Source organism: Candidatus Williamhamiltonella defendens (assembly GCF_900699045.1).
Lineage (GTDB): Bacteria > Pseudomonadota > Gammaproteobacteria > Enterobacterales > Enterobacteriaceae > Hamiltonella > Hamiltonella defensa_A.
In genome coordinates this window covers 301,148-316,968 of the sequence record NZ_CAADHL010000001.1, presented here as the reverse complement: position 1 = coordinate 316,968, position 15,821 = coordinate 301,148, and the positions used below count along the sequence as shown (strand labels likewise).

At 35.8% G+C, this 15,821-nt stretch carries 11 protein-coding genes and 4 pseudogenes; 9 read left to right on the top strand and 6 right to left on the bottom strand.

Going from position 1 to position 15,821, the window contains the following annotated elements:
* The first annotated feature begins 3 nt into the window (after window positions 1-3).
* The 3 genes and pseudogenes from holB (at window position 4) to CICURV3402_RS07455 (ending at window position 3,392) form a co-directional block, all read left to right on the top strand.
* Complete coding sequence (holB, locus tag CICURV3402_RS01490; protein WP_158379554.1) at window positions 4-987, top strand: DNA polymerase III subunit delta'; 984 nt, start codon at window positions 4-6, stop codon at window positions 985-987.
* A 29-nt stretch (window positions 988-1,016) separates the two neighbouring features.
* Window positions 1,017-1,814, top strand: a complete 798-nt coding sequence (locus CICURV3402_RS01485; RefSeq protein ID WP_158379553.1) for a YchF/TatD family DNA exonuclease — start codon at window positions 1,017-1,019, stop codon at window positions 1,812-1,814.
* 263 nt (window positions 1,815-2,077) lie between these two features.
* Window positions 2,078-3,392 (top strand): annotated as a pseudogene (locus CICURV3402_RS07455) (PTS transporter subunit EIIC).
* 225 nt (window positions 3,393-3,617) lie between these two features.
* On the opposite strand, the gene ung reads toward CICURV3402_RS07455, so the two are convergent.
* From ung to CICURV3402_RS01465, 3 genes are all read right to left on the bottom strand, one after another.
* Window positions 3,618-4,289, bottom strand: a complete 672-nt coding sequence (gene ung, locus CICURV3402_RS01475; RefSeq protein ID WP_158379552.1) for a uracil-DNA glycosylase — start codon at window positions 4,287-4,289, stop codon at window positions 3,618-3,620.
* On the bottom strand, window positions 4,261-5,613 hold the full coding sequence (srmB, locus tag CICURV3402_RS01470) for an ATP-dependent RNA helicase SrmB (protein WP_158379551.1): 1,353 nt from the start codon (window positions 5,611-5,613) through the stop codon (window positions 4,261-4,263). The genes ung and srmB overlap by 29 nt, the downstream gene beginning before the upstream one ends.
* Before the next feature lie 309 nt (window positions 5,614-5,922).
* Complete coding sequence (locus CICURV3402_RS01465; RefSeq protein ID WP_158379550.1) at window positions 5,923-6,633, bottom strand: Bax inhibitor-1/YccA family protein; 711 nt, start codon at window positions 6,631-6,633, stop codon at window positions 5,923-5,925.
* A 223-nt stretch (window positions 6,634-6,856) separates the two neighbouring features.
* Between CICURV3402_RS01465 and tsaD the strand changes: the two genes are divergently transcribed.
* Window positions 6,857-7,858 (top strand): tRNA (adenosine(37)-N6)-threonylcarbamoyltransferase complex transferase subunit TsaD, encoded by a 1,002-nt coding sequence (tsaD, locus tag CICURV3402_RS01460; RefSeq protein ID WP_158379800.1) that lies wholly within the window; start codon window positions 6,857-6,859, stop codon window positions 7,856-7,858.
* Between the two features lie 76 nt (window positions 7,859-7,934).
* Here tsaD and aroC read toward each other — a convergent pair.
* A pseudogene (gene aroC, locus CICURV3402_RS01455) lies at window positions 7,935-8,958 on the bottom strand (chorismate synthase).
* Between the two features lie 293 nt (window positions 8,959-9,251).
* Here aroC and mdh point away from each other — a divergent pair.
* From mdh to CICURV3402_RS01445, 3 genes and pseudogenes are all read left to right on the top strand, one after another.
* Complete coding sequence (gene mdh / locus CICURV3402_RS01450; protein ID WP_158379549.1) at window positions 9,252-10,190, top strand: malate dehydrogenase; 939 nt, start codon at window positions 9,252-9,254, stop codon at window positions 10,188-10,190.
* A 99-nt stretch (window positions 10,191-10,289) separates the two neighbouring features.
* Window positions 10,290-10,570, top strand: a pseudogene (locus CICURV3402_RS06330) (ATP-dependent Clp protease adaptor ClpS).
* 54 nt (window positions 10,571-10,624) lie between these two features.
* A pseudogene (locus tag CICURV3402_RS01445) lies at window positions 10,625-12,826 on the top strand (AAA family ATPase); the annotation flags it as partial.
* 152 nt (window positions 12,827-12,978) lie between these two features.
* Here the strand turns inward: CICURV3402_RS01445 and infA are convergent.
* Complete coding sequence (gene infA / locus CICURV3402_RS01440; RefSeq protein ID WP_100096116.1) at window positions 12,979-13,197, bottom strand: translation initiation factor IF-1; 219 nt, start codon at window positions 13,195-13,197, stop codon at window positions 12,979-12,981.
* 306 nt (window positions 13,198-13,503) lie between these two features.
* Between infA and CICURV3402_RS01435 the strand changes: the two genes are divergently transcribed.
* Window positions 13,504-13,944 carry an SRPBCC family protein gene (locus tag CICURV3402_RS01435; protein WP_158379548.1) on the top strand — a complete coding sequence of 147 codons (441 nt, stop codon included), beginning with the start codon at window positions 13,504-13,506 and terminating at the stop codon, window positions 13,942-13,944.
* A gap of 135 nt (window positions 13,945-14,079) precedes the next feature.
* Window positions 14,080-14,379 carry a 50S ribosomal protein L25 gene (gene rplY / locus CICURV3402_RS01430; protein ID WP_158379547.1) on the top strand — a complete coding sequence of 100 codons (300 nt, stop codon included), beginning with the start codon at window positions 14,080-14,082 and terminating at the stop codon, window positions 14,377-14,379.
* Here the strand turns inward: rplY and folB are convergent.
* Window positions 14,341-14,739, bottom strand: a complete 399-nt coding sequence (gene folB, locus CICURV3402_RS01425; RefSeq protein ID WP_158379546.1) for a dihydroneopterin aldolase — start codon at window positions 14,737-14,739, stop codon at window positions 14,341-14,343. The genes rplY and folB overlap by 39 nt on opposite strands.
* Window positions 14,740-15,821 lie beyond the last annotated feature (1,082 nt).

Sequence of the window (15,821 nt, the reverse complement as noted above, 5' to 3'; positions counted from 1 at the left end):
TGAATGAATTGGTATCCGTGGCTCAATGCTCATTATCATCAATTAGTAGAGCAGCATATTTTAGGACGTGGGCATCATGCATTAATGATTCATGCATTACAAGGAAATGGTAAAAACGCTCTTATTTACGGTTTAAGCCGTTGGTTGCTTTGCCAGAAAAGACAAGGCAAAAAAAGTTGCGGTCAGTGCCATAGCTGTCATTTAATGTTGGCCGGACATCATCCAGACTGTCACGTATTTAAAATAAAAGCAAACCAAAAAAATTTAGGTATTGATTCCATCAGAGAGGTGATCGAAAAACTATCACACCATCCACAACAGGGAGGAGCGAGGGTCATTTCTATCCCTAATGTCCACGATCTCACTGTTGCTGCAGTGAACGCGTTATTAAAAACATTAGAAGAACCTCCAAAAAATACCTATTTCCTTTTAGGTTGTCATACCCCTTCGGTTTTAATGCCAACGTTAAAAAGCCGTTGTTTTTTTTGGCGTTTGTTTAATCCACCAACAAATTTAACGCTAACATGGTTAGCAGAAAAAACAGGCGCAGATCCAATCCTTATATCAACAGCATTGAAATTAAGTTCTGGTGCTCCATTATCCGCTTTATCTCTTCTGCAAAAAGATCGTTGGAATGAAAGAGTTTTTTTTTGTCTCGCATTAAGTGATGTCTTGTCTCACCAAAATTTTTTGGCATTGTTACCTCAACTAAACCATGAGAATATTAGAGATACTCTTCATTGGTTGATTTCATTATTGTTGGATGCTTTAAAATATCACTACGGAATAATGCTCTTTATGATTAATGAAGATCAACAATCTTTAGTTAAAAAGTTAGCAACTTTATTTTCTATTAGCGGATTATTTAAAATACTCCGCCAATCGATTTATTGCCGTCACCAACTATTATCGATAGTGGGGATAAATAAAGAATTATTGCTTACAGAGCAACTTTTAAATTTTGAAAATGCCTTGAATGAGCTCTGATCTACCAGTCAATATCTAGGATTCATATCATGTTATTAGTAGACTCACACTGCCATTTGGATAGTTTAGATTATAACACATTACATCAAAGCGTTGCTGACGTACTACTAAAAGCAAGAGGACGTAACGTCAAATTTGTGCTCTGTGTAGCGACCACTTTGGAGGGTTTTAAGAATTTTTTTTCTATGATCGGCGAACGAAATGATGTCGCATTCTCTTGTGGAGTACATCCTCTGCATCTTGATCAACGTTATGATATGAAAAAATTGAAACAATTATGTCAATTAAAAAAAGTGATAGCACTTGGGGAGACAGGTTTAGATTATCATTATTCATCAGATCAAATCGCGCTACAGAAAAAAGTATTTCGAGAGCACATTATAGTTGGGCGTCAATTAAACAAGCCTGTCATTGTTCACACCCGTGATGCTTTTAAAGATACTATAAACATCTTAATAGAAGAAAACGCACGGGATTGTGGTGGCGTTTTGCATTGCTTTACTGAAGATAAAATGGCTGCGCAGAAACTATTAGATTTAGGATTTTACATTTCTTTCTCAGGTATTGTGACATTTCGCAATGCGTCATTATTACGTGATGTTGTTCGTTATATTCCTTTAGATAAAATTTTAATTGAAACTGATTCACCTTATTTATCCCCTGAGCCTTATCGCGGAAAAGAAAATCAGCCCGCTTATGTGAGAGAAATTGCTGAGTATATTGCAGCATTAAAAAATGTAAATTTAGAAACATTAGCTGATACGACAACAAGTAATTTTATTAAATTATTTCATTTAAGAGAATCAACGTTTTTAAATATAATGTAAATATTTTAGTATAAGCTGCAATAAAATAATATTATCAATTTTTAATTAATTTAATATAAAAATAACATATTTAATTAAGTTATTTTAATATGATATGTTTTATTGATGAAATAAATATGATTTATATCACATATTCAAATATTATTTTGATTCATTTGAAAATAATTAAAAAAGATTTTTTATATATAAAAATTGATTTTATTTTTTATTACCATGGGCCTTTAAATTATGTTTAAACAAGTGTTTTACTAGGTTTAGGCTCGATTTATTTCAGCTTGCTACATGATGTAGCTTCTAATGTTATGCCAGAAACTGGCGGTGCTATTTTTGCTAATATACCATTAATTTTCGCCTTTAGGATCGCAGTAGGGTTTACTAATAACAATGGTATTGCGGCATTAACTTCTGTTATTGCTTACTCGATTATGGAGTAAAAAATCGCTGTGTTCGAATCTCTGTTATTAAATATTTTATCTCATCAGATATACTAGCATCATTTAAATAACACTGGTGTCTTGGAGGATATTATTGCAGTTGGGCTTGCCGCCTATATGTTTAATCATTTTTATCGTATTAAATTACCTGAATATCTTGGTTTTTCAGATAAGGGTTTTTTGCCTATTATTTCTGGATTTTTTGCTATTCTTCTCGGGGTATTGTTGGCTTTTATTGGGCCTCTGATTGGAAGGAAAATACAGATTTTTCAGAATGGGCAGCATATCAAAATCCGAGTATTGCCGTTGGTATATATGGATTTGTTGAGCGCGCTATCATTCCCCTTGGTCTGCATCATGTTTAGAATGTACCTTTCAGATGCAGGTGTGAGAATACACGAACTCTGCTGGACAAATTTTCACGGCGATATTCCTCCTTAGATAGCTGGTGATCCAGCAGCGGATAACCTGACAGTCGCTTTTCTTTTTAAAACGTATAGTCTCTCTGCTGCTGCGATTGCAATGTGGCATTCAGCAATGCCAGAAAATCGCATAAAGATCAGTGGTATTATGATCTGCGGCATTGACTGCATTTTTGACAGGTATCACTGAATTAATAGAGTTTGTATTTATGTTTTTAGCCCCTGTCTTATATGTTATTTATGTGATTTTATCAGGATTGGCTTTTTCTATTTTTATTCCCTTCTGTATGACCAGTGGTACTGGTTTTTCTCAAGGTTTAATTGATTTTATTCTTTTGTGTGGTAATGTTCATCGAACTGTATTATTTCCTCTGGTTGGTGCTTATTATGCCTTAGTATATTATGTTAGCTTCCGTTTTTTGATCACGATATGGAATTTAAAAACAGGCAGAGAACTGACTTCAACAATAATAAGTGTTCAAAATGGTAAGAAAATATCTGAGGACTTAGTTGAAAACTTTAGAGGAAAAAAAGAACATCACCAATTTAAATGCTCGTATTACACGTTTACGTGTTAGTGTGCCCGATGTTTCAAAAGTAGATTAAGCCGGTAGTTGTGCGCTGCAGTAACAGTGATCGCCGGCTCATGGATGCAGGCTATCTTTAGCACGCAATCTGATAATTTAAAAACGGATATGGATGAATATATTCGTAATAATTAATTTAAAAAATTAAATTAATTTCAAATTTTTGATGAATTCTTTAAATAATATTTAGTTATTGAAATATTATTTAAAAATTTTTGGATTTAGAAGTTATTATAAAGGCATCAATTGTATTTAAGTATGTGATTTAAAAAAATGATTGATAATTTATATTATAAGTTTAATTGTCATGGTTTTATAAACTCTAACCGATTCGGAACAAAAATCCAGATTCTTTTTCTATTATAGTTGCCATCTGATAGGTACCAGTCCCTGCTGTTCTAACAGCTGATTCGTTTTTGAAAAATGCTTGCATCCAAAAAATCCTCTATGAGCAGATAGAGGCGATGGATGCGGTGCTTTTAAAATAAAATGACGCTGAGTATCAATAATTTTTCCTTTTTTGTGTGCATGAGAGCCCCAGAGTAAAAAAATAATCCGATGAATATGTTGATTCAGAGCAGCAATCACACGATCAGTAAAGACACCCCACCCAAGATGCGCATGAGAGTGCGCGAGCCCCGCTTCGACTGTCAGCACAGTATTTAGCAATAAAACCCCTTGTTTTGCCCAGTTTTCTAAACAACCGTGATTAGGATATATAAAACCTACAATGTCATTAAGCAGCTCTTTATAGATATTCACTAATGAAGGCGGCAACACGATACCTGGTAAAACAGAAAAAGATAAACCATGTGCCTGATTAGGACCGTGATATGGATCTTGCCCAATAATCACGACTTTTACCTCTCCAAATTCCGTTAAACGAAAGGCATTAAATACATTTTCTGGAGAGGGATAAATTATTTTGTTTGCACGACGTTTGGCAGCTACAGATGCCAAAATATCCTTAAAATAAAATTCTTTTTTTTCTACGCCTATCACATCACGCCAGGTTATCAGAGAAGCTGGCATCACCATTTTCCTTATTTTTCTTTAAATTTTTAGGCTTTCGACGCTTACCGTGGTTTTTCTTGTCATGATGACGTATTTTAACTTTCGTTTTTTCTTTTTTGGCTTTTTTTTGCTCTTCACGTTTTGCTAACACTTTTTTAGAAGGTTTCCCTGTTTTTTTTTTATTTGGTGCTTTCGTTATGGGCCGTAATTCATCCACTATTCTTGGTGTTATCTTTTTTTTAAGATATCGCTCTACTTTTTTTAATAATGAATGATCATGTGCTTCAATCAGTGAAATAGCCGTCCCTTTACGACCTGCACGAGCTGTTCGGCCAATTCGATGTAAGTAAACATCTCCGGTATAGGGCATATCAAAATTAAAGACATGACTGATATCTGCAATATCTAAGCCACGAGATGCAACATCGGTTGCCACTAAAACTTGAATGCGACCACTATTGAAACGAGCTAGAGCTTCAGTACGTTTGGTTTGCACCATATCTCCTTCCAAATATCCACTATGAATGCCTGCTGATTGAAGGTAATTAAAAAGTTCATGTACTTTTTCACGAGTACGTACAAAAATGATGGATTTTTGTACAGAATGGGTTTTCAATAAGTAACAGAGTAAAGCGATCTTATGCGGTAGATTATCTGCACGATAATAACTCTGAAGGATTTTTTTTCGTTCTCCTACTGAATGAGCTGCTTCTAAGTAGATGGGCTCGTTGAGCAAGCGCTCAGAAAATTCACGAATCATAGCACTCTCTAGTGTGGCAGAAAAAAGTAAAGTTTGTTTACGCCAACGAGTTTTAGCAGCAATAATTTCAATATCCTGAGAAAAACCCATGTCCAGCATGCGATCCGCTTCATCGAGTATTAATATTTCCACTGCTCTACAATCAAAATTTTCCTCTTTGATGTATTGCAGCAATCGCCCTGTAGTGGCCACTAGAATGTCCTGATTTGTATTGAAAATTTCCATATGGTTCATATATGCCACTCCTCCTATGATTTTGGCGACCTTTAATGAGGTGTATTTTGCCAATTCAGTCGCTTGATCTGCTACTTGAACGGCTAATTCACGTGTAGGGGCGAGTATCAAAATGCGAGGGGGGCCTTGTTTTTTTTTAGGAAAATCAATAAGATGTTGCAGTGCTGGAATTAAAAAAGCGATCGTTTTACCGGTGCCTGTTGGAGCTGATCCTAATAGATCTCGTCCTTCCATTGCTTTTGGAATCACTGTTGATTGAATCGCTGTGGCAGAAATGTAACCTTTATTTTCTAAGGCGCGCACTAAACAGGGATCTAAATCAAACTCACAAAAAGGCGGTCTTATCATCGATTTTTACCTAGTGGTGTTTTTAAGTTTTTAAAGAGTTGATGGCATCTAAAATTGAATATAATCCTTTGAGATTAGGATAAAGTTGTTTATCAGCCTGTTAAAATCCATATAGAAATTTCTAGATCCGTGGCAATCAACATAAACGTTCGTCTGTGTGATTTTAGCCAAATTTTTTATATTTTTATGTAAGTGTCATGACCACCTCCGTAAGGTAAGTAGAAATTGGTATATGGAATATTCATCTTTCTGATTTGAAAGAGCCCTCTTGATAGGGCTGTAGATCAGCCCAGGACGATGGGTTAAGAATTAACGTCGATTACCTACAATCCGTATCAACATTAAGAATAAATTAATAAAATCAATATAAAGTGTTAAAGCCCCTAGGATAGAATATTTACGAAACCCTTCGTTATCGTTATTGTCTAATTGTTCACCCATATTTTTTAACTTTTGGGTATCGTAAGCCGTTAAACCGACAAATAGCACAACGCCGATATAGGTTACAGCCCACATCAGTGCACTGCTTTTAAGCCAGATGTTAACGATAGAAGCCAGTAAAATACCAACAACACCCATAAATAACATATTACCTAAACCAGTAAGATCCCTCTTTGTGATATAACCATAAAAACTCATCGCACCAAACATGCCGGCTGTGATCACAAAAGTGCTAGCGATAGACGATTGTGTGTAAACAACAAAGATATTGGATATCGTCAAGCCTGTTAATGCGGAATACAACATAAAAAGGCTGGTGGCCATAGCCCCACTGAGCTTGTGGATCATACCTGAAATAACAAAAACTAATCCTAGCTGCATAATAATAAGACCAAAAAAAATAATTTGGCTCGAAAAGATTAAATTTAAGATGGCTGTGTTTTGAGCCGCATACCAAGCAACGAATGCGGTCAACAATAAACCGCAGGTCATCCAACCGTATACTTGAGACATATACGCCTGTATACCTGTGCTACGACCCTCGATAATAGAACCATTAGACTTTGCATAGCGATTCATGATGGTTACCTTTAATGATGTGAATAAATAAGATTTGAAGTAAGAGGAGAATTTTATAATTAAAACTCACCTTTATGCTAAGAATACCATAGAAATTTCACAGCTAAGGCAAAATTCTTTATTTAAGGCAGGGAGTCTCTATGAATAAAGATCATATTCTGCCTATTCAAGTGAAATAATGTGGATGTTAAACCTCTTTTTCAATAAATAAGATAGGAAAATGATGCGTGTTTTAGGTATAGAAACATCCTGTGATGAAACAGGCGTTGCGATTTATGATTCAGAATCTGGCTTATTGGCCGATCAATTGTACAGTCAAGTAAAATTACATGTGCAATACGGCGGGGTTGTACCTGAATTGGCATCACGAGATCATATTCGTAAAATCGTCCCTCTCATTCAAACCACGCTAAAGGAAGCTTGCGTCTCTCCTCAAGAAATCGATGCCGTATCTTATACGGCAGGGCCGGGTTTAATGGGCGCGTTATTAGTCGGTGCAAGTGTTGGACGTGCATTGGCTTTCGCTTGGAATGTTCCAGCAGTGCCGGTACATCATATGGAGGCACATTTATTGGCGCCAATGCTCGAGGATCAGGTGCCAGATTTTCCTTTTATTGCATTGCTCGTTTCTGGAGGTCATACCCAGTTGGTCCAAGTGAATGAGATAGGAAAATATGCCCTTTTAGGGGAATCTTTAGATGATGCAGTCGGAGAAGCCTTTGATAAAACAGCGAAATTGCTAGGCTTGGAATATCCAGGAGGCGCAATGTTGGCACATTTAGCCCAGCAGGGACATCCTAATCGCTTTATATTTCCACGCCCGATGATCAATAGACCCGGGCTTGATTTTAGTTTTTCAGGTTTAAAAACTGCGGCAGCTCTTGCTATTCGTGCGAACCACGAAGACGAGCAAACTCGCTGTGATATCGCTTACGCTTTTGAAAAAGCCGTTATCGATACTTTGGCGATTAAATCTGAACTCGCATTAGAGAAAACGGGTTTAACCAGATTAGTTTTAGCAGGAGGGGTGAGTGCAAACGAAAAACTACGAAGCACACTTAGTGTCATTATGCACGCACGACAAGGACAGGTGTTTTATGCAAGGCCTCAATTTTGTACGGACAATGGAGCCATGATAGCTTATGCAGGGTGGCGGCGTATTCAAGAAGGCAGCCGAAGTGATTTGAGTATTTCTGTACATCCAAAATGGGCGCTTTCACAGTAGCCGCTAAAAGAGGACGTAATTTTTTATTGTTAATTTTAGAGTTGATATCAGACTCAAATAGAAATACATTAGGTCATTAAAAATGACTATACTGAGCTCTATGACGTAACAAATGATCCATCAATACGATGGCGAGCATTGATTCAGCGATAGGCACTTCTCTAATACCCACACCGGGATCGTGGCGGCTAGAAGTGAGTCATGCCAACTTTTTCGTCTTGTTGATTAATCGTTGTAGCGGGTATTCCAATGCTGGAATTGGGTTTTAGTGCCAGATGAACTAGCAAAGGTTGCCAGCTGCTGATCCAACCCAAAATGTCTTATTGAATAATTCGTTAAAAAATTAGAAGACGTCATTTCATCACGACTTGACTCCTAAATTTGTTCAAAAAGAAAACCCCTCACCTACTTCTATCCCTTTAATTATATTAATGCTCATGAGTGCATGAGATAAATCTGAATTAAGGCGATCGAACAGAGATTCACCTAAACCGACAGGTAAATTCTTAGTCAGTATTGTAATGTTAGCCACGATGGAATCCCCTCTTTCTTTTAGAGCACATATTAATTCGGCACTTTTTCCCACGGTATAAGGATCGGGGCAAAGAACAGGATTAGCTTCCATGCATTATTTTTTTAAATTCACAAAAAATCGTACTTATCTGAGATAAATACCCCTATATTTCAATACTAAAATATTCAAAAAGATATTTTTTGAAATCGCCCCTTCTGAAACAGCAATGTCTGTTTCAGAAGGGGCCAACCCTTCGCACACGATAATCCCGTGTGCCATATTTTTTTGGTAGGTGTAATCTACGTGACCCGCTCGAAACAGATCCTTTATCGATTAATAATCTTGTGGATGAGCGTCTTTATTTTCGATCAGCAATTTAATGCTATAAACTGTGGGGTTCCCCTCGAAAATGCCTGAAAATACGAATCTGATTGAATTCAAGACGCGAACTGCTATAGGGTGACATGCGTGTGCGTCAGCGATTGAAATCTATTTGTAAATCATTTTCGCAAATCCGTCATCCTGGATAAACACCATCAACAATATGACCTAAAGCGACACCAGGAGATTCACAAAATATAGTCACAAAAAAATTATCCTATACTATTTGCCTGCCAGTTCAGCTCCCTTTCAAAAGCTGATTTTTAGTGGCTCAGACTTAATCTGGAAGATATGCATTTTTATTTTTATGAAGATGAATTGTGTCTGATAAATCACCTGATCTTTTCGCTCAAAAGGCATTTAAATTATTTTTAATTTACCATGAATCCACTTAATTTTCACTTAAAAATAAGATAGGAATTCCGATAGTCAGTTGCACGTTTACAATAAGTTTTGAAACAGGTCTAATGTTATTTTAAATAATGAGGAATCAGTAAAATGAAGATAGTTATTCTTGGTGCAGCAGGAGGGATTGGTCAAGGGCTTGCTCTTTTACTAAAAGCCCAGCTTCCTGTAGGTTCAGAGCTTGCGCTTTATGATGTTAATTCGATTACCCCTGGGGTCGCACTTGATCTTAGCCACATCCCAACAGATGTGGCGGTGAGTGGTTTGAGTGGTAACGATCCGATGCTTGCACTTTTAGGTGCAGATATTGTTTTAATTGCAGCGGGTATAACACGTAAGCCAGGAATGGCGCGTTCGGATTTATTTCAGACAAATGTAGGTATTGTTCAAAAATTAACAGAAGATATTGTACATACGTGTCCAAAAGCATTGGTCGGGATTATCACCAATCCAGTAAACAGCACAGTTGTTATTGCGGCCGAAATTTTTAAAAAAGCCGGTATTTATAACATAAATAAATTATTTGGTATCACGACATTAGATATTATTAGAGCAAGGAGTTTCGTTGCTAAACTAAAAAATAAGGTATCAGAAAATATTAAAGTGCCTGTGATTGGTGGGCACTCAGGTGTCACTATTTTACCTTTATTATCCCAAATACCTGATATCAGTTTGACTGAAAGCGAAATAAAGACTCTGACTCAGAGTATACAGAATGCAGGTACAGAGATCGTCAAAGCAAAAGAAGGGGGAGGGTCTGCTACTTTGTCCATGGCTTATGCAGCTGCCTCATTTTGTTTTTCATTAGTTCGGGCATTAAATGGTGAAAAAGGGATTGTAGAATACGCTTATGTCGAAAGCGATCGTAAACAGTATCCGCGTTTTTTTGCACAACCTGTTCTTTTAAATGAAAATGGTATTGCCGAATATAAAGACATCGGGGTATTAAGCGCTTTCGAACAAAGGCATTTAGAAAAAATATTGGATACATTAAACAAAGACATAGAGCTCGCTGAACAATTTAATTCATAAAAATTTTTTAAAAAAGAGATTTAAATAATTTTTTGTGTTTTGTAAGAGATAAAAAATAACATTTTATTAAAATATCAAAAAATATTTAAAGAGTAAAAAATGAATAAAAACAGCCTGTGGAATTTTGCATATCTATTAAATAAGCATGAAATAAGTGCTGTCAAGTCACTTGATATGTATAAAGTGATATCGAATAATGACGATTATACTCCGATGTAATTTATGGTTGATGTGCTCCAAAACTTCTTTTCTTATAATCTTAAACAGGCAACATACAGTTCATTATCAGGGATAAGGTGATTTGCGGTACTTTTACGACAGAGGTGGCGTAAACGAAGGTAGCATCTGTAAATCAATATACCAGAGAAAACAAACATTAATTTCTTTGCACCCTCGGAAAAGCCTGATTCACGTATCTATTAAGATGAATGAATATGCTTCATCAAGAACTTGAACTGACTTTGAATATTGCTTTTACTACGGCACGCAGGAATAGACATGAATACATATCCCTAGCACATTTATTACAGGATCTTTTAACGAATACATTAGTAAAAGAAACTTTAGAAGCCTGTTATGTTAATTTATTGGTTTTACACAAAGAACTCGAAATTTTTATTGAAAAAACCACACCTGTATTATCCTTTAAGTGATATAGAATGTGAGGCCCAGCCTACCTTGGGCTTGCAACGCGTATTGCAACGTGCCGTTTTTCATGTTAAGCCCTCTTGGCACAGAGAAGTATCAGGTGCTAATCTTTTAGTCGCTCTTTTCAGCGAAAAGAAATCATAAGTATTATATTTACTGAGTAAATATGATGTCACTCGTTTGGATGTCGTCAATTTTATTGCTCATGGTATACGTAAAAATTTTTCAGAAAACAAACAAACCACAGAAAGTTCCGTGATTAAATATCCTAGCGCTTCTTCATCCACCGAGAATATTAAAAGCGCGCTCATTAATTTAAATTATCTAGCTTAATCTGGTTATGTTAATCATTTAATTGGGCGAGCTAAAGAATGAAAATACATTTCAAAGATATTGTATCGTCGTCGAAAAAATAATCCTTTTCTGGTAAGGGAATCTGGGGTAAGTAAAACTGCGATTGTAGAAGGCTTAGCGTTGAAATTGTACAAGAAAATGTACCTGAGATTATTAAAAATGCGTTCTTTACTCTTTAGATATTAGCTCTTTATTAGCTAGCACAAATATAGGGTAGATTTTAAAAAGCGTTTCAAAGCCTTATTAAAAACCCAGAAAGAGGATGAAGAACGTATTTTATTTCTGATTAAATTCATACCATTATTGAAGCAGGTGTAACTTTAGGGGGCAAATAGATGTCGTTAATTTATTAAAATCATTTCTTTCTAACGGAAAAATTCGTGTTATGGGTTCAACGACTTATCAAGAATTTAGTAAAATTTTTGAAAAAGACAGGGCTTTAGCGCGTCGTTTCCAAACAATTAATATTGTTGAACCCATAATAGAAGCAACAATTCAGATTATTAATAAATTAAAAACAAAATATGAAGCACATCACTATGTCCGTTATACCTCAAAAGCAGTACGAGCGGACGTCATTCTATCTACGAAATATATCAATGATCGTCATTTACCGGATAAAACTATTGATGTCATAGATGCAGAGTTGCTAGCCTATTACTTTCACTGAGTAAGCGAAAAAAAGATCAATATATCAAATAGTTGCTCGTATCGCGCGCTTATCGTAATAATCGGTTTCGATCAATGACAAAGAAGTATTAAAACATTTAAATGATCGTTTCAAGATATTGGTCTTTGGTCAAGATGACGCCATTTCTATGTTGACAGAATCCATGAAAATGAGCAGGGTAAGGTTAGGCAATGAGAACAATCCAGTGGATGCTTTTTTATGTTCTGGCCTTACAGGGGTAGGAAAATAGAAGTCACTTTACAACTATCTAAAGCGCTGGATATTAAATTATTACGTTTTGACATGTCAAAATATATTGAGCATCAGACAGTAAGTCGTTTAATTGAAGCGACTACAGGCTATTTGAATTACGAACAAGGTGCCTTAATGCATGATGCTGTTATCAAGCAGCCGTATGCCGTATTATTATTAGATGAAATTGAAAAAGCGCACCCAGATATTTTATCCTGCTTTACAAGTGATCGATAACAGTAAGTTAACTGATAACAATAGGCGAAAAGCGGATTTTTCGCAATATCATTCTTGTAATAACAACCAATGCAGGTGTAAGAGAAACAGAGCGAAAATCGATTAGGTTTACTGAGCAGGATGACAGATCACATCCCAGATGCTATGTTGGCAATAAAAATTTTTGCCCTCTGAATTTCGTAATCGACTTGATAATATCATCTGGTTTAATGGTATTTCTATAAACATAATCTAACAAGTAGTAGATAAATTTATTCTTGAATTGCAGGCACAACTTTATGCAAAAGGCGTCTGACTAAAAGTTAGCGACGACGCTCATGATTAGCTGGCTAAAAAGGGTTACGATAAATCCTTGGGAGACAGGCCGGTATCGAGAACTTATTCAGGAGTACATTAAAAACCTCTTGTAATTGAACTTTTATTTAGGGCCTTGGTAGAAGGGGGAACGGTCATTGTAGTATTAGATAAAGAAAAAACTAGCTGCTTTATCACTTTTGTAATACCGATGAACTTAAAACCAAAAAGAAAAATGTTCTGCATTAGCCAAAGATCACCTACGAATAGTGGGATAAAAAAGACAGAGCCTACTCGGTTAACTATTTCGAAAAGCGAAATACGAAACACTTTTTACCGGCTACGGAAAGTAATGCGGGCTTTGCTGAGGTCATAAGGTGTGAGTTCTAAAGTGACTTTATCACCAGTCAATATACGGATATAGTTTTTACGCATCTTCCCTGAAATGTGCGCCGTGACATGATGGCCGTTTTCTAATTCAACTCTAAACATCGCATTCGGCAGAGCATCTCGCACTGTTCCTTGCATTTCAATATTCTCTTCTTTAGCCATAGGCTCCTCTTAATATCATTCCTTCATTTTAAAATGCGGGCAGATAATGCCGAAAAATGCCCATTTTGTAAAGGATCGTGGAATTATTCCAGGGCAATCGCATCTAAAAAACCGTGATATACGCATAATAAATTGATTTATTTTATTTTTATTTATAAATTGTTTTTGAATATTTTCGGAAATGCCTATTACGACATTGCGGTCCTCTAAAAAACCGAACATCAAGTGTGCTTGATTTTTATTGAAATAGGAAAAATAGTATGATTCGTTTTTGATTTATTATACGTTATCTTTTAGGAAATTATAATGCTAGGAATTCATCGCTCTGCATTGATCCCTTTTAGTGCCGATAAGATGTATAAACTAATTAATGATGTGTGTGCTTATCCTGAATTTTTACCAGCCTGTGTAGGTAGTAAAATCATCAATGTCACTGATAATGAAATGATAGCCGCAGTAAAAATTGCTAAAGCGGGTATACATAAAACTTTTATCACCCGTAATACTTTAATGACTAATCGTAGTATCAATATTGAATTGATTGAAGGTCCTTTCCGAGCACTAACAGGCAGTTGGAAATTAACAGCATTAAGCTCTCAGGCCTGTCAAATTGACTTTCATCTTAATTTTGAATTCACTAACAAATTACTTGCATTAGCATTTGGTGAACTATTTAAAGATTTGGGTGAAAATATGCCGGAGGCCTTCATTAAGCGTGCCAAAGTAGTTTACGGGGGTTTGAGATGAAGTAATCGCCTTTTAAAAGAGATCTTTTTAAATAAGTTTGCTGCCTGGTAAAGCATTCGTTAGAATGTGACACTTTTTTATAAAAATTTCCGCAGTATCATCAAAGTTGATACGCGCTTCAAAAAGAGAAAAAAAATGATCGTCATTCATGCTAAATTACGTCAAAAAGAAGGCAAAGGCACGGCGGCTAGTCGTCGGTTCCGTAAAGCCGGTCTATTCCCCGCCACTGTTTATGGAGGTAGTCTTCCTCCTGTATCTATTGTCCTAGATCATGATGTCGTGAAAAACCTTGAAGATAATCCCGCGTTTTATAATGAAATACTGATACTTGAGGTTGGAGAAGAAAAAATGAAAGTAAGGATTCAAGCTATTCAGAGACATCCGTTTAAGCCTAAATTAGCGCATATGGATTTCATACGGGCGAATAAAATTTGATGACGTAGCCAGTTTTGATCGCTCAATAATAACCCCTACATTGCCCGCGCTGGAGACTGCACGGGGCTTGCTGACTTTGATCCACACCCAACTGGAAGAAAAACTCTGCAATAAAAGATCGGCGACCTCTTCTGCCACCCGTTCAATTAATTCAAAACGCTGTTTGATGACGTGTTGCTGCACCGCATTACAAACATCCACGTAATTTAAGCAATCTTCGACCTGATCGCTGCCGGCAGGCTTTCTGTTCTCATACCCCATTTTGATATCAAATATTAGCTCTTGTCGTAGGGTTTTTTCCCAATCATGCACTCCTATCAGGGTGAATATACGCAAGGCTTCGATAAATAAAATGTCCATTTTCCCCTGTTAATTTTCTAAAACTGTCAGCGTTTGAAAAATAAATTAATAGCTACGCTAAGGCATTCCTTATTTTAATGGATGGTTATTGCCTGGATTGAAACCTGACATCAGTGTTGTTATTACCTTAATTGTCTGAATGAGATTGTTTTAGTTTAGTATTTGGTGCTTAAATATCGTACGGAAAGGCATGTTCTCTTATGATTCTTAATCATATCCCGCTCACTTTTGTAAAACCACATATCTTTGATGGATAACGCCTGTTTCTTATTTTTTATGATTTTCAAAAAACAGAGATTATCTTAAAATTAACTTTGTTAATAGTGCTAGAGCGAGATAGGGCGCTGAGCGCAAAGACATTAATACTCCTAAGGACTAAAAACCTTAGGAAAACTGACTTCATAGTGCTTGTTCAGGTGAAAAAATGCATTTTATGAGAGCAAGTCAAAGAAAGTGATTAAATAAACAAAAATCGCTTGTTTTGAAAGTTAATTTTTTTAAAAAATTATATTCCCTATAAAATTTATTTTCATTATGACTTACGCAAACCTCATATCTTCTGAAGAAAATTATCTAAATAATATACTATATGTAGTACTCTATACAATATTAATCCTCAATTTTGAGTAAGTTTTATTCATTTAACTTAGATGAAATATAAGAGAAGATATTATAGTTCCAACTAGTGTCAATCCTAATAGTAGCAATTTTCTAGAATAAAGGCTATATTTAAATGACTTGCAACAAAAATAAACTAGCCCAAGCATTTTAAAAAAGCCGAAATTTCGTCACAAACATCACTCAAGCGAAGCTGCCAGAAAAGCTAAAATCGTCCCTAAAACCTAACAAACCTTGGGGAAAGAGCCCACCAGCGGCTAGCGGCACCGGAAAAACAGAACAAGCAAAAGAAAAATATAAAAACTTAAAATAACAACACGAAACAGCGGCACTTTTAAATTTACCGTCAACACCCAAAAATACTCAATGTAAAGAAGCAAATAATTACGGATATAAAAGGAATGTTAAGATTGATAAAAATAAATTTTGAGAAGATAAGTTCAACGAGTTAGCCAGAATAGGAA